23 protein-coding genes and 1 other annotated feature are annotated in these 22557 nt (G+C 34.6%); of the genes, 4 read left to right on the forward strand and 19 right to left on the reverse strand.

Translation table 11 applies throughout. The features are described 5' to 3' along the window. The first annotated feature begins 90 nt into the window (after nt 1-90). Nucleotides 91-423 (forward strand): YfjL-like protein, encoded by a 333-nt coding sequence (locus ACUXVC_RS22750; protein ID WP_095690165.1) that lies wholly within the window; start codon nt 91-93, stop codon nt 421-423. 63 nt (nt 424-486) lie between these two features. On the opposite strand, the gene ACUXVC_RS22755 is transcribed toward ACUXVC_RS22750, so the two are convergent. The 7 genes from ACUXVC_RS22755 to ACUXVC_RS22785 all read right to left on the reverse strand — a co-directional run bounded on the left by ACUXVC_RS22755 (nt 487) and on the right by ACUXVC_RS22785 (nt 5686). Next, nucleotides 487-1182, reverse strand: coding sequence for an ABC transporter permease (locus ACUXVC_RS22755; RefSeq protein WP_095690164.1), 696 nt, complete (start codon nt 1180-1182; stop codon nt 487-489). Between the two features lie 24 nt (nt 1183-1206). After that, nucleotides 1207-2079 carry a DUF4097 family beta strand repeat-containing protein gene (locus ACUXVC_RS22760; RefSeq protein ID WP_144465101.1) on the reverse strand — a complete coding sequence of 291 codons (873 nt, stop codon included), beginning with the start codon at nt 2077-2079 and terminating at the stop codon, nt 1207-1209. A gap of 35 nt (nt 2080-2114) precedes the next feature. Further along, nucleotides 2115-2819, reverse strand: a complete 705-nt coding sequence (locus ACUXVC_RS22765; protein WP_095690163.1) for an ABC transporter permease — start codon at nt 2817-2819, stop codon at nt 2115-2117. 34 nt (nt 2820-2853) lie between these two features. Next, the gene (locus ACUXVC_RS22770; protein ID WP_075719099.1) at nt 2854-3015 is read right to left on the reverse strand and encodes a hypothetical protein; all 162 of its coding nucleotides are present in this window, start codon (nt 3013-3015) and stop codon (nt 2854-2856) included. Continuing rightward, nucleotides 3008-3931: an ABC transporter ATP-binding protein gene (locus ACUXVC_RS22775; RefSeq protein WP_088024405.1), complete on the reverse strand. Its 924-nt coding sequence runs from the start codon at nt 3929-3931 to the stop codon at nt 3008-3010. Before ACUXVC_RS22775 ends, ACUXVC_RS22770 begins: the two co-directional genes overlap by 8 nt. A 125-nt stretch (nt 3932-4056) precedes the next feature. Beyond that, on the reverse strand, nt 4057-4992 hold the full coding sequence (locus ACUXVC_RS22780; RefSeq protein WP_144465102.1) for a HAMP domain-containing histidine kinase: 936 nt from the start codon (nt 4990-4992) through the stop codon (nt 4057-4059). Between the two features lies 1 nt (nt 4993). Continuing rightward, a complete protein-coding gene (locus tag ACUXVC_RS22785; protein WP_000018035.1) occupies nt 4994-5686 on the reverse strand; it encodes a response regulator transcription factor in 693 nt (230 codons plus the stop codon). 168 nt (nt 5687-5854) lie between these two features. Between ACUXVC_RS22785 and ACUXVC_RS22790 the strand changes: the two genes are divergently transcribed. Together ACUXVC_RS22790 and ACUXVC_RS22795 are read left to right on the forward strand one after the other, a co-directional pair. Beyond that, on the forward strand, nt 5855-6028 hold the full coding sequence (locus tag ACUXVC_RS22790) for a hypothetical protein (protein ID WP_001293578.1): 174 nt from the start codon (nt 5855-5857) through the stop codon (nt 6026-6028). After that, complete coding sequence (locus ACUXVC_RS22795) at nt 6029-6223, forward strand: YwbE family protein (RefSeq protein WP_001014310.1); 195 nt, start codon at nt 6029-6031, stop codon at nt 6221-6223. A 38-nt stretch (nt 6224-6261) separates the two neighbouring features. Here ACUXVC_RS22795 and ACUXVC_RS22800 read toward each other — a convergent pair whose 3' ends face one another. Then, the gene (locus tag ACUXVC_RS22800; RefSeq protein WP_001235507.1) at nt 6262-7461 is read right to left on the reverse strand and encodes a class I SAM-dependent rRNA methyltransferase; all 1200 of its coding nucleotides are present in this window, start codon (nt 7459-7461) and stop codon (nt 6262-6264) included. A 295-nt stretch (nt 7462-7756) separates the two neighbouring features. Between ACUXVC_RS22800 and isdG the strand changes: the two genes are divergently transcribed. Further along, nucleotides 7757-8080 (forward strand): heme oxygenase, encoded by a 324-nt coding sequence (gene isdG / locus ACUXVC_RS22805; protein ID WP_000587818.1) that lies wholly within the window; start codon nt 7757-7759, stop codon nt 8078-8080. A gap of 72 nt (nt 8081-8152) precedes the next feature. Here the strand turns inward: isdG and srtB are convergent, their stop codons facing one another. From srtB to polX, 11 genes are all read right to left on the reverse strand, one after another. Then, nucleotides 8153-8917: a class B sortase gene (gene srtB, locus ACUXVC_RS22810; protein WP_144465103.1), complete on the reverse strand. Its 765-nt coding sequence runs from the start codon at nt 8915-8917 to the stop codon at nt 8153-8155. A gap of 32 nt (nt 8918-8949) precedes the next feature. Next, nucleotides 8950-9720 carry an ABC transporter ATP-binding protein gene (locus tag ACUXVC_RS22815; protein WP_097920310.1) on the reverse strand — a complete coding sequence of 257 codons (771 nt, stop codon included), beginning with the start codon at nt 9718-9720 and terminating at the stop codon, nt 8950-8952. Then, complete coding sequence (locus tag ACUXVC_RS22820; RefSeq protein WP_144465104.1) at nt 9710-10693, reverse strand: FecCD family ABC transporter permease; 984 nt, start codon at nt 10691-10693, stop codon at nt 9710-9712. The genes ACUXVC_RS22815 and ACUXVC_RS22820 overlap by 11 nt, the downstream gene beginning before the upstream one ends. A 27-nt stretch (nt 10694-10720) precedes the next feature. After that, nucleotides 10721-11602, reverse strand: coding sequence for a heme ABC transporter substrate-binding protein IsdE (isdE, locus tag ACUXVC_RS22825; protein WP_001264109.1), 882 nt, complete (start codon nt 11600-11602; stop codon nt 10721-10723). 69 nt (nt 11603-11671) lie between these two features. Beyond that, nucleotides 11672-14029 carry an NEAT domain-containing protein gene (locus tag ACUXVC_RS22830; RefSeq protein ID WP_446025839.1) on the reverse strand — a complete coding sequence of 786 codons (2358 nt, stop codon included), beginning with the start codon at nt 14027-14029 and terminating at the stop codon, nt 11672-11674. A gap of 24 nt (nt 14030-14053) precedes the next feature. Continuing rightward, nucleotides 14054-14512, reverse strand: coding sequence for an NEAT domain-containing protein (locus ACUXVC_RS22835; RefSeq protein ID WP_050844565.1), 459 nt, complete (start codon nt 14510-14512; stop codon nt 14054-14056). 23 nt (nt 14513-14535) lie between these two features. Continuing rightward, a complete protein-coding gene (gene isdC, locus ACUXVC_RS22840; protein WP_053563579.1) occupies nt 14536-15249 on the reverse strand; it encodes a heme uptake protein IsdC in 714 nt (237 codons plus the stop codon). 490 nt (nt 15250-15739) lie between these two features. After that, entirely contained in the window at nt 15740-17065 is a 1326-nt protein-coding gene (brnQ6, locus tag ACUXVC_RS22845) for a branched-chain amino acid transport system II carrier protein BrnQ6 (RefSeq protein ID WP_071731434.1), read from the reverse strand. Between the two features lie 115 nt (nt 17066-17180). Next, nucleotides 17181-17436: a binding site (T-box leader), on the reverse strand. Nucleotides 17437-17544: 108 nt separating this feature from the next. After that, entirely contained in the window at nt 17545-18234 is a 690-nt protein-coding gene (locus ACUXVC_RS22850; RefSeq protein ID WP_144465105.1) for a 23S rRNA pseudouridine(2604) synthase RluF, read from the reverse strand. Between the two features lie 195 nt (nt 18235-18429). Further along, nucleotides 18430-20790 carry an endonuclease MutS2 gene (locus ACUXVC_RS22855; RefSeq protein ID WP_016080118.1) on the reverse strand — a complete coding sequence of 787 codons (2361 nt, stop codon included), beginning with the start codon at nt 20788-20790 and terminating at the stop codon, nt 18430-18432. A gap of 19 nt (nt 20791-20809) precedes the next feature. Next, nucleotides 20810-22528 carry a DNA polymerase/3'-5' exonuclease PolX gene (gene polX / locus ACUXVC_RS22860; protein ID WP_000867533.1) on the reverse strand — a complete coding sequence of 573 codons (1719 nt, stop codon included), beginning with the start codon at nt 22526-22528 and terminating at the stop codon, nt 20810-20812. Between the last annotated feature and the right edge of the window lie 29 nt (nt 22529-22557).

Raw genomic sequence — 22557 nt, forward strand, 5'->3', positions numbered from 1 at the left:
TTGTTTCATGTGAAACTATTTTTTCTTAATGGTTGTTTTATGGAAAAGATAGGTTAAAATGAATACATATTACGAAGAGGAGTAACCAAATTGAATACAAAAAATAAAAAAATAGTTATTGGAACTATTTTACTAACTTCTATTATTGGAGTTATTAGTGTATCTCTTTATTTCACCTATTATGGTACCCCTTGGGGAAAACAAGCAGCAATTACGGAATCAAAAGAATATATTACAAAATATTTTAATCTAGATGCAGAAGTCAAAAACACTTCTTACGATGCTAAAATGAATAGCTATGCAATCTCCTTTGAAACAAGTACCGACGGCGAGTTTACTATCGAATATAAAAGTCCTAATAACTTTAACATTTCTCCAGAAGTGCAAAAGTATTTAAGCACACACTCTAAATTTACAGAGTAGTAACGAAGCGTACATATACAAAAAAGAGTTGGTGTAACGCCAACTCTTTTTTGTATATTCTTATCATACAGTTATATCTTCCTTCTCTATATTTTTAATGCCGTAATATGCAATCACAACTCCAATTGCTGCAAGTGCTATTTGAAGGGGAAGAAAAGTTGCTGTAGAAAACGCTGGGTTGGTATTCATTGCAATTGATACAACGATAAGAGACGAAACAATTGTAGCTGGCACTGAACGTTTACGCATTCCGAAATATATTGGGATTAAACTTATTCCCGCAGTGGCAATGGCTAAAGGAACCAGTTTTATTCCTTCTTGCGTCAATTGCTCTACTGTAAATGGATTAGGAAGAATTGAAAAATAGCTATCTATCCCAAAGAAAATTCCTACTATTAAAATGTTAGATACAATAACTGTTATACATGTTAATGTTGCTGTAATAACCAACTTACTAATCATCATTTTCTTCCGATTAATAGGATAAGAAAACATAAGTAGTATTGTTTTGTTTTTATATTCACTAATTATTAACCTTGCGATTAACACGCTACCAAAAATAATAAATGTTGCTCTTACTAATGTACTAGCCGTTAACAACATCATCTGTGGATCCCTTATTTCCGGATCCCCTTCTACTTGAGCAACGATGCTCGTAAAGATCATTAATGCCAGTATAGCGATATTTGCAATAATCGCTCTCCTTACATACCATCCAAGCTTAAACTTCTTCATTTCTAGCTTCATTAAACGTAACATGATAGTCCTCCCTCCTCCTAAGACTTAATCAATATAAATGACCCCTGTTTTACTTAAAATCTTCACTTCGTTTTTTGCATCACCAATAGTTCCTTCTTTTATTTTTTCTGTACTTTTATCTTTCTTAAATCCTTTTAAATCCACTATTACGTCAGCCGAATTACTTTTAGCCATAAGCTTCAATGATGCCGGGACACCTTTATACCGTACGCCAATATCCCCTGATTTTGTTTCTACAAATAATGATTTTCCTTCTGTCATATCTTTCAGTAATACTTCCCCAGATGTTGAAGTGATGTTCATATTTTCTTTTTTTACATTTTTTACATAATTATCACCAGTAGTGGAAGTTATATTTACTTCTTGTAATGAACTATCTTTTAACATTAAATCTCCACTTTCGGATGTAAATTCACCCTTCTCTGCCAATAGTCCTGTAATCATTCCATCTCCAGATTTTCCTCTTGTCACGATGCTTTTTACTACTATATCGTTTATTTTCACATCACCCGATTTATTATTTAATACAATTTTATCTATTTCTTTCTTCGGAATAGCTATACATATACTATTTTTCTTCCTAAACGTAAAACCATAAAAAAATCTGTTCACCTTTTGTTTTTGCTTAATCACAAGTTTATTTTCATCATTTTCTATTTTGACGGGATCTATCTCTTTATCTGCTTGTTCACCTTGAGCGGAAATTACTATTTTATTAGCGTCTGTACTTTTAAATTCAAGATTCCAGTTTTCAATGTCTACTTCTATTGCTTTTATATTATTTATCTCAAAAGACTTTTCTTTCTTAAAATCTTTCCCCTGAAATACCTTAATACCAAAAACTACACTAGCAATTGTAATGAATAATATTGCAATTACTATTATTTTTTTCACCATTCATACCCCAGTTCGTTTTTTGTTTTAAGCTTGCTTCACGCCACATCGATCTTGTCGATTTTACGAAACGATAGATAACTAATGAAAATTCCTAATAAACAGAGCACGATTGGGATAGCTATAAAATCAAACATACTTACTTGACCGTTTCCAGGACCAAAGTTACCACTAATCAGCATACCAATTATTACTGCCGAAGTAATCGTTGTCGGTGTCGATTTCTTTCTCATTCCAAAAAACAAAGGAATTAAACTTATACCAGATATCATAAATGCACTTATAATAGTACCTGGAACGATAGCTATTATTTCACCTATCGTAGCAGGTGTTTCAATCAGTCCCATCATTGGACTCACAAAATATACGAGCAAACTAATAATGAAAGTCGCGATAATGGTACTCACAAAACAAAAACAAAAAACAATTGTTAATTTCGCACTCATTAGCATTTTCCTTTGAAGCGGATACATAAATGATAGTTGTATCGTTTTATTCTTATACTCATCAATTACTAAACGTGATAAAATGACCGAACTAAAAATAATGAATGTTATCCTAATAAAAATATTTACTAAAGCCATATTCTGTGTGAAGTCAGAGAAGAGCATGTCTTCCTCGGCTTTCATTCCCAATGCCATAAGGCTTACTGCAGCGAAAATTGCTATAATACAAATTGCTAAACTTTTAAAGTAACTAGATAATTTATGTTTCTTCCATTCGAGCTTCATTAATTTAAACATATAAATTACGCCTCCATTCTTTATATACCTGTCTCTACGCTGCTAACATTCTAATTCCAGCAGTAACGAAGCTTAACATTCCTATCACTAGTACACTGAACAACCATTTCCGCTCTGGTTTTCTATAATATAAAATTCCACTTATTAGCATTACGATAAATCCACTTACCAGGTTCAGCCACAGTCCATTAAGCATGAATACCTTCTCCATCCATTACATTTAAGAAATATTCTTCTAAGGAACTATGTTTCTTATTAATACTTTCAATTTCCACATCGTTCATAATAAGTGCTTTTGAAATGGCCTGCTGAGACGCTGACGTATCATACACACGAATCATGGTTCCACTCATTATTTTGTAGTTTTTTATACCAAGTTTATCTTCTAAAATATAAACTGCACGTTTCACATCAGGAACAGTGATTTCAATGTACTCTGTTTGTTTTCCGTTAATACTCTTCATTGAAACTTCTTTTATTAGTTTTCCATTTTGAATAACACCAATTGTATCCGCCATTAGTTCCATCTCACCTAAAATATGACTAGAAACTAATAATGTAATACCGTATTCTTTGCAGAGCATTTTAAATAAGTCTCGTAACTCTTTAATACCAATTGGATCTAAACCGTTAATTGGTTCATCTAAAATGAGCAATTCTGGCTTTGTCACGATTGCCCTTGCAATACCGAGTCGTTGTTTCATTCCTAATGAAAAATCTTTTACTTTTTTATTATCTATCCCTTGTAGTTTCACTAAATGTAAAGCATGGTCAATTGCATTTTTATCGTAGTAGCCCATATATTCACAATGCAGGTCTAAGTTTTCTTTCGCCGTTAATTTATCATAAAAAATTGGGTATTCAATAATTGTCCCCATTCTTTTTAATACTTCATAAGATGTATCTGTTAATTTCTCACCGAAGATTTCAATATCACCACTCGTCGGTTTTATTAAATTTGTAATCATTTTCATAATCGTTGTTTTACCAGCACCGTTTGGTCCTAAAAAACCGTAAATTTCTCCTTTTTTCACATGCATGTTAACACCGGAAATAACTTCTTTCCCTTTAAACACTTTCGTTAACTGGTTTGTTTTTAATATATATGTCATGTTACTTTCCCCTTTCGCAATACTCTATATTTCTATAATAGACAACGGAAATCTCTTTTTTCTTACCCGTTTCTTACAAATTCCTTACGCTGAAAAAAAGCTTGTAGAATCTACTGCTCTACAAGCTAAAATTGCATCTTTGTTAATACAATTGTAAAAATTGTTTTTTCATACGGTTTACTAGAGAGGTGAATTTTTCCGTCCATCGCTTCCACAAGCCGTTTCGTAATCGTTAATCCTAGACCGCTTCCTTGGTACAATCTATTTCTTGAATCTTCAAGTGTGTACATACGCTCAAATACTTTATCAATATGAGATTCATCAATCCCTTTTCCTTTATCCCATACGTCTATATACACACTCGTTTCATCATCTCTTAACGTCATACCAAGTGCCTTTCCATCGTCTCCATATGTAATCGCATTTGATATTAAATTATTCAATACCCTACCTAATACTTCTACATTTCCAAGTGCGTATATATTTCTTTCTGGTATATCAATATGAACCTGAAAACCTTTCGTCGTCACTAAATCATAAAAAGATAAAATCTTCTCGCGGCAAACTTCATTCATATTTACTTTTGTCATTTCAATTGCTTTGTCACCAGATTCTAATTTTGCCAAGTCAAAAAACTTATGAATTAACTCCATCACTTCTAGTGTTTTCGTATGCACTTTTTCAAGTAATATTTGTTGTTCTTCTTTATTTATCGTTTTATCCTTATTTAACATTTCTGTATATCCAAGAATAACTGTTAGTGGTGTTTTCAAGTCATGCGAAATATTTGAAAGCATTTTTCTCATCGAAATTTCTACTTTTGCATGATCTGCATTCGTTTTCTGTTTTGCATCTAATAATTGATTAATTGCCACTAATAATTTTTGCAATTCTAGATCATCTGTCATAACGAGTAACGTCTCGCCTGTTTTGTCATTTACAATACTTTCTAACTTTTCATATGTGTATCGTAAATTTTCACTACTATTTTTTCTCATTCTATATTGCATATAAATAACACATAACAATATAAAAATAATACCTATTAACAAATTGACCATATTACATCACTTCCAACTTATAGCCGATGCCCCATAACGTTTTAATATATTCTGGATTAGATGGATCACTTTCGATTTTCTCACGCAATCTTCTCATATGAACATTAATAACGTTATCGTCACCGTAATACTCTTCATTCCAAACTAATGTATATATTTGCGCTTTCGTAAATACACGATTTTGGTTCTTTACGAATAGCTTTAAAATCTCAAATTCTTTTAAAGTAAGTTTGAGAGACTTCCCGTTTTTTTCAACTGTAAAATTAATTGGATCAATTGTTAAATCACCAATTTGAATCATCTTTTCTGTTGTTTCTGTAGCCGAATATTTCGTAGACCTCCGAATACCCGCTTTTACACGTGCAGCTAATTCAATCATAGAAAACGGCTTACAAATGTAATCATCTGCTCCAAGTCCTAATCCAACAGCTTTATCAACATCTGTATCTTTTGCCGACATCATTAAAATCGGAACAGCACTTTTTTCTCGAATGATTCGTACAACTTCTAAGCCATCTAGCTTTGGCATCATAATGTCAAGGATAATCAAATCAAATGAACCTTTTAAATATGTGTTCACGCCTTCCTCTCCATCAGACGCAATTGTTACTTGAAAACCCTCTTTTATTAAATACTTTTCCACCATCTCTTGAATTGAGATATCATCTTCAACTAATAAAATATGATGTGACATATGTCTATCCCCTTTTTACAAACGTTAACAATCCAATTGTATCGTAACTACTACAGACTGGAAACAATTATATGAATTTTCAAACCAACTTCCCTTCCTTCCTTAACAATGATATGATGAAATTCACTACGATTGTTCATAATTAACTTTATATAAAGGAGACTTATCATGTCAGAAAACAAAAAAGTAAGCTTAGCTGATTTAATGCGCGAACAACTTGCTAAGAAAAAGCAAGGAAATGGAAATGGTCAAAATGCAAAAAATCAAAGCCAAGAAACGAAAAAATTACAAAACCAACAAACAAAGAAAACAAACAACCAACGTAGACGTACAGGTGTGTAAATGAACGGACAAAAACGTTCTAATATCGCGCCCGGTCTTGAAGTTGATATTGTATTAAAACAAGATCAACGAACAGGCAAATTAACACGTGGAATTGTAAAAGATATTTTAACAAACTCCCCTTCCCATCCGCATGGCATTAAAGTGCGATTGCAGGACGGACAAGTCGGTAGAGTACAAAATATCGTTCAATAAGAAAAGGAGCTCAAGTAAACTCGAGCTCCTTTTCTTTATTAACCTTTAATTTTCTCGATGAAAACTACTTTTAAGTAGTCTCCTTCTTTAAATTGATCAATGGTACGGAAATCTTCTGGTAAAGAATGTTCTTCTAATATTTTATATTTGCCATTCATTTCTTTAAAGGCTGTATCGATAAAGCCTTTAAACTTTTTCATATCGAATGCGCTACAATTTGTAGAAGCAACGATAATACCGTTATTTTCTGTAATAGCAATTGTTTCTTTTAATAAATTTTTATAATCTTTTGCTGCACTAAATGTATATTTTTTTGAGCGGGCGAAGCTTGGAGGATCAAGTACGACCATATCAAATTTCATCTTTTTCTTAGCTGCATATTTGAAGTAAAGAAATACATCTTCTACAATAATATCTTGTGCTTCATAATCAACTTCATTTACACTAAACTGCTCAATCGTTTTACTTAAACTACGATTTGCAAGGTCAACACTCGTCGTTTTACTTGCTCCGCCAAGCGCTGCAAATACAGAGAAAGCACCTGTATAAGAGAACATATTTAACACTGTTCTTCCCTTTGCATATTTATCACGAATTTGTTTTCGAACGTTACGTTGATCTAAAAATACACCAACCATTGCCCCATCATTTAAATAAACCGCAAAGTTCACACCGTTCTCTTTTACGATAAGCGGGAACTCACCGCGCTCTCCTGCTACGAAATCATCACCTTCAATGTATTTCCCTTTCGTATCAAAACGCTTTTTCTCATAAATGCCTTTAAAGTTTGCTACTTTTTGAAGAGCTGCTATAATCTCATCTCTGAAAGTGTAAATCCCTTCACTATACCAACTTACTACATAGTAGCCGTCATAGTAATCGATAATTAATCCACCAAGACCATCACCTTCACCATTCACCACACGGAATGCTGTCGTATCACTTGATTTATAAAATTGTTTTCGTTTATGTAAGGCAGATTTGATTTTACTTTCAAAGAAAGATTGATTAATTTGTTCACTCTCTTTTCTCGTTAAAATCCAGCCGTATCCTTTATTTTGCTTTCCATAATAACCTTTTCCGACAAAGTTGTTCTTCTCATCTACTACTTTGATGATTGTTCCTTCTTCACGAACATCATTTAAATTTTGAATCGCATCTTTTAAAATAAGCGGATATCCACTTTTAATTTCTTTTATAAATTTCGGTTTTATTTTTACAGTTACTTCTAATCGCATATAATAACTTCCTTTCCATTTGCATGCTTTCTCTACAGGAAGCATTTGAAAAACGAGACTGAAAAAACAGCCTCGTTTCACTATACCATATTATTGCTTTGCTAGTACAACTAGCTCATTCTCGCACTTAACCGCCACATATTTACTACGTTTTGAAATGAAAATCTCACTGTCCAAAATAATAGAAAAAAACTTATATATTTCACATTTACCATTGACAATGATAATGATTTTCATTATCATTTGATGTATATGAGTTCTTGAAAATATAGCTACATTTATAGGAGGAATAAACATGATTATTGTTACAAATACAGCTAAAATTACAAAGGGAAATGGGCATAAATTAATTGAGCGTTTTAATAAAGTAGGTAAAGTTGAAACGATGCCAGGCTTTTTAGGTCTAGAAGTTCTTTTAACACAAAATACAGTTGATTATGATGAAGTAACAATTAGCACTCGCTGGAATGCAAAAGAAGATTTCCAAGGTTGGACAAAGAGCGCTGCATTTAAAGATGCTCACTCACATCAAGGCGGAATGCCAGAATATATTCTTGATAATAAAATTGCTTACTATGATGTAAAAGTTGTACGTATGCCAATGGCTGCAGCACAGTAAGAACAGTCCTTTTTTAAAGTATAGAATATGAGAAGCGTTATCTATCACTTCTCATATTCTATACTTTTTTCTTTAATTTCTTTTTACTAATTTTGCGTGTACAACTAGCCTTCCAGCCTCTGGATCAAGCGCATAATCACAAGTAGAAAGTGTTACGATTTCATCATTAGCCGTCAATTCCGTATCCGTTTTGTACAGTGATTCTTCTTGAATTTCCTTTAAGAACGATGTATATGCTGCATCATTTTCAAAATCCGTTTCAATGTAATAAAAGTCCGTTGTTGTCGTGTATACTGAAAAAACTTCAACGTCGTATCCTTCAAATAATGTATCGTAATATAATTTATGATGGGACATGAAAAAGTCTTCGTCCAACATCTTTTTTAAACTACCAAACATAGAACCGTCTTTCATACGATGACCATATAAAATCGTATTGCGATTTCGAGATTTCACATCATTACGATGATCCATAAAAATGCTGCCCGCTCTCATATCTTCACCTTTATAATTACGAAATAAATAGTACTCATTATCTTTTGCTTGAACGATTGGATAATTAATTTGTGTATCATCCATCGTAATCCATCCGACTATCTCTGGATTAATTTTCTGGAGATCCTGAAACTGTTTACGTACCTCTCCGTCTTCCGATTTTTCTTCCATTGGACTTCTTTTATAAATATGTTGTGCCTCAGCCATTACTTTACGATTTTCATAATAATCCATGAAAATCCCGCCCAACTCATACATTGAATAGAAAAAGATTCCTAAAAAAGCAATTGTAAGTATGCGTTGAAAAAAAGAATTCTTTTTCCGTCCTTTCTTGCTATTCAAATTATCACCTCAAAACGGATTATGCTCAGCCTTTAGATTCCCATAGGTACCATGTACAATCCGGTATCTTCATCCTGCTTTACAATGACATCTACACCATATATTGCTTTAACCATTTCTTCTGTTATTACATCATTAGGATTACCTTTCGTAATGATCTCTCCATCTTTCATAACGATAATATGGTCGCTATAACGAATGGCTTGATTAATATCATGTAATACCATTACAATCGTTAACCCATACACTTCATTTAACTCTTTCACTAACTCTAATATTTCTAGCTGATAGTAAATATCTAAATATGTTGTCGGTTCATCTAAGAAAAGCATTGGTGTATTTTGAGCTAATGTCATTGCGATCCAAACTCGCTGCCTCTCTCCACCAGATAAAGCATAGATTGGCTTATCACGCTTACTTTGTAAATTCGTACATACTAGTGCGCGCTCTATCGCTTCTCTATCTTCATCTGTTTGCGGAGAGAAAATATTTTTATATGGCATACGCCCAAAGCTTATTAGCTTTTCCACTGTAATATCTGCTGGAGCCTCATTTTGTTGATGGACAACTGCTAGCTTTCTAGCAAACTCTTTCGGTTTATATTCACTAATCGCTTTCCCATCAAGTATTACTTCTCCACTGCTAGGAACGTGATTTCTAGACATGACACTAAGTAATGTTGATTTCCCGCATCCATTCGGGCCAATGATTGTTGTAATTTTCCCAATTTCTATTTCACTACTAACAGACTTTAAACGATTTGTTATGTTATCGTATGAAAAGGTTACATTTTTAATTTCCATGAACTTTATCACTCTTTCTAAGCAAGAATATTAAGAATGGACCACCAATAACCGCCATAATTGTTGCTGCTGGAATTTCGTTAGGTGGCACAATTAACCTTCCAATCGTATCCGCCGTCAAAATTAATAACGCGCCTGCAAGAGCAGAAAATGGAATTAATACTTTATGGTCTGAACCGACTAATTGTCTTGAAATATGCGGAACTAGTAATCCTACAAAAGCAATAACACCTGCAATCGCTGTTGATACTGCCGCTAAGAGTACTGCAATGGCAGAAATAATAAGACGAACTCTCGTCACGTGCAAGCCTAAGTTTTTCGCAGTCTTATCTTGTAGCGATAATAAGTTACACCAAGCTCCTACGAACAGAGCAAGAATAAGACCAATCATTCCATAAGTCACCATTATTTCTACATCGCCCCACGTCTTCATTGTTATGTTAGAAGTCGTCGTTTGCTTAATACTCTTAATAAAATACCCACAAATCGTAACGAATGATTCATTTAATCCAGTAAACATCGCGTTAATGGCAATACCAATTAAAATAATGCGAAGCGGGCTTAACCCTGACTTCCATGAAAACGAATAAACGAGATAACACGCAAACGCACCACCTAAAAAGGCGAATACGGGTGTCCAGAAAAAGAATTGCGGGAACAATGTAATAATAACGAGTGTCATAAAACTAGCTCCTGAAGATATACCGATTACCCCAGCATCAGCGAGTGGATTCTTCATAACAGCTTGAAAAAGCACCCCTGAAACAGCAAGAGCCGCTCCAGTGAACAGCGCAATAATAATACGCGGGAAACGTAAATCTTTAATGACTTCAACATCTTCATTCCCACCTGTAAATATCCCTTGCACAAGTTCAACAATACCTACTTCTAAACTCCCTTTCATCGCTGACAATGATGTCATAACAATGAGCAATGCAGTAACAATGAGGAAACTCCAAGTTTTTTTATTCATTCTGCTCTTCCTTTATATTAAAATGCATCACGGATACATCATTTTTTTCAATTCATCTAACGCTTCAATTGCTGCTAAATTGCCTGTCGTTCCAAATAAACGCTCTTCTAAATCGTAAACACGGTTATTTTTAACCGCAGCAAAGTGTTTCCAAATGTCATTTGTTTTAAATTCTTTATCAAACATTTTTACAACTTCATCAGGCATACCATGAGCTGCTCGTAAAATAATATCTGGATCAGCTTTCTTTAAATACTCTGTATTAGAAGCTAAATATTCTACTTGTTCACCTTGCACAATATTTTTACCACCTAGTTGTTTCACTAAATCTCCAATATAAGAATGCTCTGTTGCTACTAAATAACTGCCCGGCACACCTAATAAAATAAGCACTGTCGGTTCTTTCTTTCCTTTTACTTCCTTTTGAATGCTAGCAACCTTTTTATCTAACTTAGTTACTACTGCTTCAGCCTGCTTTTCACGTCCATATTTCTTACCTAAATCGCTAATAGAACTTTGCATATTTTTTAAACTCGTTAAATCTAAAAAGTTTGCTTTCATACCCACACCATCAAAAACTGGCTTTAATTCATATTCAAGTGTTGTCACAGATAACACTTCTGAAGGCTTTAATGACTTTACCTTTTCCATATCTGGACTCATTGGATTCCCAACTTCAGGTAAACCTTTATATCGCTTCGGTAAAGTTTTAGAACTTGTTGGAACGCCGACTAAATCTACTTCTAACGCATCCATAATTTCAGTAACAGCCACTGTTGTTGCAACAACGCGCTCCTTACTCTCACTCTTTACCTGCTTTGCTGTTTCTTTTTTTGGTGATGAGCATCCAGCTATACTCATTAACAAAATGATAGCCATTAGTACACTTACGATTTTCTTCACTCTCAATCACCACTCCCTTCCATACAATATGAAACAAGTCTTGATGCACGCGAACATGCATCAAGACTCCAAAAATTACAATCTACCTGCTCTATATTTACGAACTAGTAAAGCAAGTGAACCTAGCAGTAACACCATGTATAAACCAAGTTGTGCTGTATCTGCAGTTTTTGAGTTTTTCTCTTTTTTCGAATCATTTTTTGTATCTTCTTTTTTCTTCTGACCATCTGCATTTCGGTTAAAATCAGGAGTACCTACTGTTTTTACATTATCTACTTTCGGTGTAGTCACTGGATTTTTCGGTTCATTTTTCGGTTCCTCTTTAATAGTTCCTAACGCGCCGATATTATTTGTATCAAATTGAATTTGTACATCGTAGAAATGATGGTAGTTCATCTCATCGATGTCTACCTTTACTTTTGCGTTTAATTTTTTAAATAGATCTTCTACTTCAAACTGTACTACTCGCGTATTTGCATTTTTATCTTCGCTTACTACTTTCGCATCAGCGAATAGTTCCTTGTTTTCCGTTTGGAATTTCGTAATCCACGCACTATTTTTCAGCGTCATCTCAATGTATTTTTTACCATCTTTTACGATTAATTTCGCTGGATTTACAACATAGTCATTCATCTTTGAAATCTCATCTGTTTTATCTTTTAATACTTTAAATGTAATATCATATTGGCCATCTACTAAATTTTTCGGATCAACTATTACTTTCGGGTTATTATTTCCACCTTGGTTTCCATTCCCGCCTTGGTTGTCGTTTCCTCCTTGGTTGTCGTTTCCTCCTTGGTTGTTATTTCCGCCTTGGTTGTCGTTTCCTCCTTGGTTGTCGTTTCCTCCTTGGTTGTCGTTTCCTCCTTGGTTGTCGTTTCCTCCTTGGTTGTTATTTCCGCCTTGGTTGTTATTTCCGCCTTGGTTGTCGTTTCCTCCTTGGTTATCTAACGGCTTAATGCTACCTTTATCAAATGCAAATTGAATATCGTAAAAATGGTGATAATTCATTGAATCGATATCTACTTTTACTTTTGCATTTAACTTTTTCGATAAATCTGGTACTTCTACTTCCACTACGCGTGTATCAGCTTTTTTATCTTCACTTATTACATTTGCATCAACAAACGAACCATTTTTCTCAAATTCAAATTTTGTAATCCAAGAACTGTTCGTTAACGTAAATGATACATACTTCTTACCATCTTTTACTTTTAGCACACCTGGACTTTTTGTATATGTGTTCATCATTGAAATTTCGTCTGTTTGATCTTTTAATGCTTTAAAATTGATGCTGTATTCACCATCTTTAATTGTTTCAGCATCTGGTTTTTCTGCTTCTGGTTTTTCTACTTCCGGTTTTTCTACTTCTGGTTTTTCTACTTCTGGTTTTTCTACTTCTGGTTTTTCTGCTTCCGGTTTTTCTACTTCTGGTTTTTCTGCTTCCGGTTTTTCTACTTCTGGTTGTTTCTCTTCATTTTTAATTTGTTCAAGTTTATCTTGTTCAAATAAAAGTTGTACATCATGCGTTTGCTTATAATTTCTTGATGCCATTTCGATAAATACTTTTGTATTTAGTTTTTTAGATAAATCGTTTACTTCAAACTCTACTACTCTTGTATCTTTTTCCTTATCCTCACTCACTACTTTTGCATCAACAAATGCGCCATCTTTTTCCGTTTGGAAATTTTTAATTAATGAGCTACTTTTTAGTGTTACAATTGCTTTTTTCTTACCGTTTTCTACTTTTAATACTCCTGGATTTACCATGTAAGTATTCATCTTAGATTCTTCATCTGTTTGATCTTTTAACACTTTAAATGGAATGCTGTACGCACCATCTGTAATTGTGTTAGAATTTGGTTGTTGATCTGGGTCAGGCTTTTGGTCGGGCTTCTGACCTGGATCGGTAGTTTCATTTGGATCTGGCTTATTAGCTGGGTCCTCTTTTTCATTTGGTTTTTCTACATGAATTGGTGTAATGCTATTTTGATCAAATGCAATACGAACGTCGTACTCATGATGATAATTTAAAAAATCAATATCTACTTTTACTTTTGCATTTAATACCTTCTCTACATCTTCTACATCAAATTCTACTACTCTTGTGTCTTTTTCTTTATCTTCACTAATTACATTTGTCGCAACTAGCTTACCTGCTTTTTCTGTTTCAAACTTCGTAATCCATGAACTATTCGTTAATGTAAAGGATACTTTCTTTTTCCCATCCTTCACTTTTAAAGTTCCCGGGCTTACTGAATATTGATTCATCATCGATTCTTCATCTGATGTATCTTTTAAAACTTTGAAGCCAATTGAATATTCACCGTCAGCCAACTTGGTAGCTGCTTGAACTGCAAGTGGTTGTAATGTTGATACGAATGTAAATATCATTAAAAACATAGCAACAATAATTTTTGTATACCTGTTCAATGGAACGACTCTCCCTTTTGAAAATTATTTAATACTGTTCCCATCAAATACAAAGCGAATATCATACGAAGCATTATAATTAATAATTGGAATATTAATTTTCACCTTGCCATTTAGTTTTTTTGACAAGTCAGCAACTTCAAATTCTACAACTCTAGTATTATCTTTTTTGTTTTCACTTAACACGGTTGTTTCTAAAAATTGACCATCTTTTTCTACTTGGAAACTTTTAATAGAAGCACTATCTTTCACTTTAAATGAAACATATTGTTTTCCATTTTTAACTGTTAATGTTGCTGGGCTTTCAAAATAACTATTCATTCTAGACGATTCATCTTTATCGCCTTTCCATACAGTAAAAGCAATATTATATTTTCCATCAGCTAGTTTTGTAGCAGCCTTTGCATCTTGTAAACCTAGTGTTGCGATAAACGTAAATAAAACGGCAAATACGGCAATAATCATTTTAAATTGTTTAAACATATATTCATCACCCTTCAAAAGATTTATTTACTCAATTTCACTTTACGAATTAAGAAAGCACCTGAAATAAGAATTAACGCTGTAAACAATCCAATACGTGCTTCATCGCCTGTTTTTGGGTTATCTGTTTTTTCAGCTTTTCCATTTTCATTTTTTGTTTCTTTGTTCGCTTCTTTAGCTGTTTCCTTACTCTCTACTTTTGTTTTCTCTTCTTTTACTTGTGTATCTGTTTTCGCTTGATCATTATTTTTTGTTGTAGCAGCTACGCCGTTATCGCCACCTACAGCTTTTACATTTGCATCAAAAGCAAAACGAATTGTGTAGTGGTGGTCATAGTTTGCATTTGGTACAACAACATGAATTTTTACAGCTGCTGGTTTGGATAAATCATCTACTTTAAACTCTACTGTTCTTTTATCTGCCGATTCATCTTTACTAACAACTTTCGCATCAACAAAATTCCCGTTCTCTGGTGCTTTAAATTCTGTAATCCAAGCACTATGATTCATCGGAACTTGTACTCTCATCTCACCGTTTTTCACTATTAATTTTGCTGGCTTTTCAAAATAGTCATTTGCCATTGAAGCTGAATCATTTTCCGCTTTTTGAATTACGTAATTAATATCGTAAGTACCATCAGCTAGTTTTGCTGAAGCATTCCCGTATGGCATTACAAGAAAAGCTAGCATACATACGAACGTTATAATAAAAGCGGGTAATACAGAAACCTTTTTCATTTTTCTTGTTTCCTCCTTTGTTATCTTTCACTTCACTTTTTGAAAATGATAATTATTCTCAATTTATAAGAAAAAAATAATCTCTTCTACCTATTATTTAATTAGCATTCTTTTATGTAATATAAGCATTATTGATTATCATTCTCATTGAATGTTAAAAATAATATCTCACCCTATTCCTTATATGAAGGCATAGAAACTGAGAAAAAATTTCAAAACTTATTTATTGATTATCATTCTCAATATAAATCAAAAAAAATAAACTATCTCTTCTCCTCTTCTTTCACCTCTTCCCCCTAACAACACTTTAGTTATAGAAAACCCTTTTCCCTCACTTCCCTTCCAATATTTCCACAACTAAGTCAATCTTAGCCTACTCATAAATTTTTTGTCAACTATATTACGTATAAAATTTTTAATATCTGAATTTCTCTATATGTGGCTTTTTCTACAAAAAAAGAGACTTTCTATTATAGAAAGCCTCTTTTCTCTATTTTTCTACAGCAATTTCCTGCTTTTGAAACTTAGAAATTATATAACCAAATCCTATACCGATTATGCCTGGAACTAACCAACCAATTCCTACACTATATAATGGAATCTTATCTAAAATAGGTGCTAGCGCTGCAATTTGAAGGTTTGCATTGTGTAACCCATCAAAGAAACTTATTGCAAATGCTCCTACAATCCCGCCCACATACATCGCTAATGGAAGACGAACGTAGTTTTCAACAAGTGATAATACGATAAGTACGATTCCAATTGGATAAATGGCGATTAAGATTGGTAATGCTAATGCATTTAACTGAGTTAACCCAAGGTTTGCTACCATAAATGCTAATACACAGAAAATGAAAACGACTTTTTGATAAGAAAGCTTTGGTAATAAGGAAGAGAAGTAATCACCACAAGCTGCAACAATACCTACAGAAGTTGTTAAACATGCTGCTGTAATTGCGATCCCTAGTAATAAAGTTCCGTAGCTACCAAATAAATGATTCACGACATTTGTTAAAATAATTCCTCCGTTTGCGCCCATTCCAAGCGATACACTAGAAGCTCCAAGATACGCAAGCGCTAAATATACAAGTAGTAAACCAAGTGCTGCAATAAATCCTGCAAAGATTGTTACTTTTGCAATACTATTTTTATTTGTAATGCCTTTTTCTTTTAACGCATGAATTACAACATTTCCGAAAACAAGTGCTGCAAGTCCATCTAAAGTTAAATATCCATCAATAAATCCTTTGAAGAGAGGAGCACTATACGCTTCTGTCGGTGCACCAAATTCTCCAATTGGTGTAATAAGTGCTTTACCTACGATAATTGCAATAACTGCTAATAATATTGGAGTTAGTACTTTACCAATACGCCCCACTAATTTCGAAGGATTTAAAGCTAAATAGAAAGTGACTGCAAAGAAAATAAGTGTAAAGATAACAAGTGGATATGACTGACCAGCTATCTCACTTGGTAAAAACGGTGCAACACTCATCTCATAAGCTACTGTTCCTGTACGCGGCACACTTACGAATACGCCTAAACATAAATAAATTGCAGTGATAAAAACAAGTGCGAATATAGGATGTACACGTCCTGCTAGCTCATTAATATCTCCCTTTAAAGCTATAACAATTACTCCTAATAAAGGTAGTCCAACCCCTGTTACGATAAAACCAAACAGCGCGATCCATACGTCCGTTCCAGCACCTTGCCCTAACGCTGGTGGAAAAATCATATTGCCTGCACCAAAAAACAGTGCAAATAACATTAAACTTATTGCAAACATCTCTGAAAACTTTAAAGATGATTTCATTTCTACTAACCTCCTAAAATAATTAATTGACAAAATATTCTGAATTAAAATCCGTCACATATCCTCTTTCAAGCATACTTCCCCGTAAAAGAACGCAAAAAACACCCGTCCCTAACAAAGGGACGAGTGTTGAAATCGTGGTTCCACCCTTATTCTAATAAAATGAATTTATAGCAAAATAAGCTCATTTTATAGCTCGTGTAAATTGATAACGGTTTTATCCGTCAAGAATTACAATGCATCATGCATGCAGTTCACTCTTGAAGTTTAGAGGTGGTAAGCTTGTCTTTTCGTATTAGGAAGCTCACAGCCTAAGGCTCCCCTCTCTGAGAATCGTAAAATACAACTCATGTCCTCATCATTACTTTTATAAAATATCTTGTCGAAACTTGTTGTTTTTTATTATATGGGCTATTTTTTAAAAAATCAATAGTTTTATTTTTTCTGACAAAAAAATATAGGGAGAAAATTTTTCCTCCCTATAACTGCCTTTTTAATATCTCTAATTCCTCAGTTGCAATGTTCCGCCATTTTCCTACTCCAAGCTCATTTAGCTCTATATTCATAATGCGCACTCGCTTTAGCTTTATTACAGTAAATCCGAAAGCACGACTCATTCTACGAATTTGCCTGTTCATTCCTTGCGTTAAAACGATACGAAATGTTGATTGATCGACTCTCGTCACTTTGCACGGCTTCGTCATACCATCTTTAATCTTTACACCGCTGGACATCTCATCAATAAACCAGTCCGTAAAAGGTTTATCGACTGTGACAACATATTCTTTCTCGTGTTCGTGATCACCGTGTAAAATTTGATTGGCAATCGCGCCATCATTCGTTAATAAAATAAGTCCTTCTGATGCTTTATCTAATCGCCCAACTGGAAAGATTCGCTCTGGGTAATTGATATAATCAATAATATTATCTTCAATATGATCAGCTGCTGTACAAGTAATTCCGACTGGTTTATGAAATGCGATATACACCTTTTCTTTCTCTTCTTTCGCAATACCCTGTCCATCAATCGTTACAACATCACCATCGCTCACAAGTGCACCGTGCGTACATATTTCGCCATTAATAGCCACGCGTCCACCTTTAATAAGGCGGTCTGTTTCACGTCTTGAGCATGATTTTGCTTCGCTTATGTATTGGTTGATTTTCATGTTTTGTTCCTTTTCATATATAATAAAAACGTCAATCTATGGCAATATCATTATGCCACGATTGACGCTTTTTCACTTCGCAAAAACAACTAAATAAATAACCCCAATCACCAAAAATATTCCACAACAAGCTAACAATACTTTTGCAAGTTTGTCCATAAACATATAATGGTTTCCCCTTTGTTTCGTTGTTTGCTATTTTAATTCGACAACTGTTACGCCTAGGCCTCCCTCGCCCATGTCACCGTAACGGTAATTCTTCACGCCGCGGTGCTTCTTCAAGTAATCTTGTACACCTTGGCGAAGCGCTCCTGTTCCTTTACCGTGAATGATTGATACACGAGGATAACTTGCAAGCTGGGCATCGTCTAAATATTTTTCAACGCGCATCATTGCATCTTCATAACGTTCACCGCGAAGATCAAGTTCCAATGAAACGTGGTAATCTCTACCCTTCACACTTGCGACTGCTTTTTTCTCTGTTTGCTTCGGTGTGTTAATGTATTCCATGTTAGATTCTTTTACTTTCATCTTCAGAATACCGATTTGTACGCTCCACTCTGTATCACTTACTTTTTCAAGTAATTGACCCTTTTGACCGAACGTTAATACTTTTACTTCATCACCTGCGCGTAACTGTTGTTTCGGCGCAGTGTTTTTCACGTTTACTTTTTGTTTCTTCACAAGCTCTGGCGCTGTTCCTTCTAGACGGCTCTTCGCTTCAATAAGCTCATGGTCTTTCACATTTACAAGCTGTGCTTTACGCAATTGACGAAGTTCTTGAATAATACCTTCTGCTTCTTTCTTCGCAGCTTCGACTTTTTCTTCCCCTTCTTTTTGCGCTTTTAATAATTTTTCATCACGCTCATCGTTAAACTCAATAATTTGACGTTGCAACTCACGATGAAGTTTCTCAGATTGTTTGCGAAGTGCCTCTGCTTCGTTCCAGTCACGCTCTGCGTTCTTCTGGCTTTCTTCTAACTTCGCAATCATATTTTCAATTTTATTTGTATCTGTACTAATGTGGTTACGTGCTTGATCAATAACGCGATCAGATAATCCAAGGCGCTTCGAAATTTCAAAGGCGTTACTGCGACCTGGTACACCGATTAATAACTTATAAGTTGGACTTAATGTATTTACATCAAACTCAACACTCGCATTAATAACTTGCTCACGGTTGTATCCGTATGCTTTTAATTCTGGGTAATGCGTCGTAGCAACAACGCGAGCACCGCGGTTACATACTTCATCTAAAATCGAAATTGCTAGTGCAGCACCTTCTTGCGGGTCTGTTCCAGCACCTAATTCATCAAATAAAACTAAGCTTTCAAAATCAGCTTTTTCTAAAATATCTACAATGTTCACCATATGTGAGGAGAACGTACTTAAGCTTTGTTCAATCGACTGCTCATCACCGATATCAGCAAAGATATTTTTAAATACACAAATCTCTGACTCATCCATTACTGGAATGTGAAGACCAGATTGCGCCATTAATACACAAATACCAACTGTTTTCAGCGTAACTGTTTTACCACCTGTATTCGGTCCTGTAATAACAATTGTTGTGAAATCTTTACCTAGCATAATGTTATTTGGCACAATAATTTCTGGATCGATTAGCGGGTGACGAGCTTGTCTTAAATCCATATAACGCTCGTTATTTACAATTGGTTTCGTTGCTTTAATTCGTTTCGCATAAAAAGCTTTCGCAAAGATGAAATCAAGATTTGCAACTACTTCTACGTTTGATAAAACGATATCGGCTTCTACTGCCACTTCTTCTGTTAACATTAATAAGATGCGTTCAATTTCTTGTTTTTCTTTCACTCGTGCTTCTTGTAGTGCATTATTTAATTCTACAATTACTTGTGGTTCAATAAATAACGTTTGTCCAGAAGCAGATTGATCGTGAACAATACCGCCATATACGCCGCGGTATTCTTGCTTTACTGGGATTACGTAACGTTCGTTACGAATCGTTACAATCGAGTCAGACAGCATCTTTTGTGCGTTTGAAGAACGCGTCATATTTTCTAACTTTTCACGAATACGGCTTTCCGCAGTACGAATTTGAGTACGAATACCACGCAGTTTATCACTCGCGCTATCGACTACTTCACCGCCATCACCGATGCAATTTGTAATTTTCTTTTCTAAATCATATAAAGATACAATTTGAGCGACGTGAGTTTCTAAAATCGGAAGCTCGACACCGTTATCAGCCATATCTTCAATGAAACGTTTCATATTACGACTACCATACATCGTATTCGCAATATCAAGTAGTTCATTAGGGCTTAACATACTTCCAATCTTTGCACGCTTCACATTTGAGCGAATATCCGTAATGCCACCTAATGGTGCACTACCTTTTAAACGAATGACTTTCGCTGCTTCATCCGTTGTATCTTGCATTTCTACAATTTCTTCAAAATCAGTGCTCGGCACTAAATTCTTCACTTTATCACGGCCAAGTGAAGAGGCTGTATGTTCAAGTAATTGTTCTTTTACTTTATTGTATTCTAATACACGCAACGTTCTTTCTAACATGTTGCAGGTCCCCCTTGTGTTACTTATTACGTTTAATATAGTCTAATAAACGTTCAATATCCCATGTGTTAATCACGTTATCTTTTTGAATCCAACCTTTACGTGCTGCAGCTACACCTGTTTCCATATCTTCTAACATTTCAAGTGTATGAGCATCCGTATTAATCGCTACTTTTACACCAGCGTCTTGTGCTTGTTTTAATAATTTCGCGCTTAAATCTAGACGGTTCGGATTCGCATTTAATTCTAAAACTGTATTTGTCTCTTTTGCGAGTTCAATTAATAAATCTGTATCTACATCATAACCCTCACGGCGCCCGAGAAGACGTCCTGTCGGATGGGCAATCATTGTGACATGTTTATTCTCAAGTGCAGTACGCAGACGTTTCATAATCGTTTCACGGTCTTGTGAGAAGCTAGAGTGAATCGCTCCAATGACATAGTCTAATTCTTCTAATACTTCATCATCAAAATCAAGCGAGGCATCTGGTAAAATGTCCATTTCAATTCCGCGTAAAATTGTAATGTCTGGATACTTTTCATTCATACGTTCAATTTCTTTCGCTTGCTCACGAAGACGCTCTTTCGTTAAACCATTCGCTACTTTCAAGTATTGCGAGTGATCAGTAATCGCCATAAACTTGTATCCACGAGCACGGCACGCTTGTACCATTTCTTCAATAGAAAAAGCACCGTCACTCCAAGTTGTATGCATATGTAAATCACCTTGTATATCGGAAAACTGAATTAAGTTTGGATACTCTTTAATTAATTCAATTTCTTTTCCATCTTCACGCACTTCTGGCGGAATAAATGGCAGACCGAAATGAGCGAAGAAGTCTTCTTCAGTCTCAAATGTTTTCACTTCACCTGTTTCCAAGTTCTCTACACCGTACTCACTAATTTTCTCGCCTTTATCTTTTGCGATTTGACGCATTTTTACGTTATGGTCCTTTGATCCTGTGAAATGGTGAAGAGTTGTAATAAACTCTTCTGGTTTTACTAAACGAAAATCGATTGAAATATCATATTCATATTGAAGACGGACAGAAACTTTCGTATCTCCACTCGCGATTACTTCAATCATGTTATCGAATTGTAGTAAATGCTCACGTACCGCTGCTGGTTCTGTCGTTGCAATGATAAAATCTAAATCTTTCACTGTCTCACGAACACGGCGTAAGCTACCAGCGCGAGAGAAACGAATTACTTCAGCAATATTCGACAATTTCTCCTCTATTTCCCCGGCAATAGGCAATACCATCGCAATTGGTAAACGCTCTGGACGAGAGCCTACTTGATCGATTGCTTCTAATATTTTCTCTTCTGTCTTCTTACCGAAACCTGCTAAAGCCTGTACTTTATTTTCCTCACAAACAGCTTTTAGCGATTCCATATCAACAACACCAAGTTCTTTATATAACTTAGCCACCTTTTTACCACCAAGTCCTGGTAGTTTTAATAACGGCAATAAGCTACTTGGTACTTCTTTCTCAAGTTCTTGCAATACTTCAGATGTTCCCGATTCTATATATTCTTGAATAACAGCTGCTGTTCCTTTTCCGATTCCTGGAATCTTTGTGAAATCTTCAATTTCAGAAAGACTACGATCGTCACTTTCTAATGCTGCTGCCGCTTTACGAAATGCAGATATTTTAAATGGATTCGCACCCTTTAGTTCCATAAAAAGCCCGATTGTCTCTAATAATTTGATAACTTGTTTTTTATTTACTTTCATCATTGCCCCGCCTTTCTTTCATAGAAAAA

It is taken from the genome of Bacillus sp. N6 (genome assembly GCF_052805735.1).

Coding starts and splice junctions, on each gene's coding strand:
- ACUXVC_RS22755 (WP_095690164.1), bottom strand. CDS start 1,182: ATGTTACGTTTAATGAAGCTAGAAATGAAGAAGTTTAAGCTTGGATGG.
- ACUXVC_RS22760 (WP_144465101.1), bottom strand. CDS start 2,079: ATGGTGAAAAAAATAATAGTAATTGCAATATTATTCATTACAATTGCT.
- ACUXVC_RS22765 (WP_095690163.1), bottom strand. CDS start 2,819: ATGTTTAAATTAATGAAGCTCGAATGGAAGAAACATAAATTATCTAGT.
- ACUXVC_RS22770 (WP_075719099.1), bottom strand. CDS start 3,015: ATGCTTAATGGACTGTGGCTGAACCTGGTAAGTGGATTTATCGTAATG.
- ACUXVC_RS22775 (WP_088024405.1), bottom strand. CDS start 3,931: ATGACATATATATTAAAAACAAACCAGTTAACGAAAGTGTTTAAAGGG.
- ACUXVC_RS22780 (WP_144465102.1), bottom strand. CDS start 4,992: ATGGTCAATTTGTTAATAGGTATTATTTTTATATTGTTATGTGTTATT.
- ACUXVC_RS22785 (WP_000018035.1), bottom strand. CDS start 5,686: ATGTCACATCATATTTTATTAGTTGAAGATGATATCTCAATTCAAGAG.
- ACUXVC_RS22790 (WP_001293578.1), top strand. CDS start 5,855: ATGTCAGAAAACAAAAAAGTAAGCTTAGCTGATTTAATGCGCGAACAA.
- ACUXVC_RS22795 (WP_001014310.1), top strand. CDS start 6,029: ATGAACGGACAAAAACGTTCTAATATCGCGCCCGGTCTTGAAGTTGAT.
- ACUXVC_RS22800 (WP_001235507.1), bottom strand. CDS start 7,461: ATGCGATTAGAAGTAACTGTAAAAATAAAACCGAAATTTATAAAAGAA.
- isdG (WP_000587818.1), top strand. CDS start 7,757: ATGATTATTGTTACAAATACAGCTAAAATTACAAAGGGAAATGGGCAT.
- ACUXVC_RS22815 (WP_097920310.1), bottom strand. CDS start 9,720: ATGGAAATTAAAAATGTAACCTTTTCATACGATAACATAACAAATCGT.
- ACUXVC_RS22820 (WP_144465104.1), bottom strand. CDS start 10,693: ATGAATAAAAAAACTTGGAGTTTCCTCATTGTTACTGCATTGCTCATT.
- ACUXVC_RS22835 (WP_050844565.1), bottom strand. CDS start 14,512: ATGTTTAAACAATTTAAAATGATTATTGCCGTATTTGCCGTTTTATTT.
- isdC (WP_053563579.1), bottom strand. CDS start 15,249: ATGAAAAAGGTTTCTGTATTACCCGCTTTTATTATAACGTTCGTATGT.
- brnQ6 (WP_071731434.1), bottom strand. CDS start 17,065: ATGAAATCATCTTTAAAGTTTTCAGAGATGTTTGCAATAAGTTTAATG.
- ACUXVC_RS22850 (WP_144465105.1), bottom strand. CDS start 18,234: ATGAAAATCAACCAATACATAAGCGAAGCAAAATCATGCTCAAGACGT.
- ACUXVC_RS22855 (WP_016080118.1), bottom strand. CDS start 20,790: ATGTTAGAAAGAACGTTGCGTGTATTAGAATACAATAAAGTAAAAGAA.
- polX (WP_000867533.1), bottom strand. CDS start 22,528: ATGAAAGTAAATAAAAAACAAGTTATCAAATTATTAGAGACAATCGGG.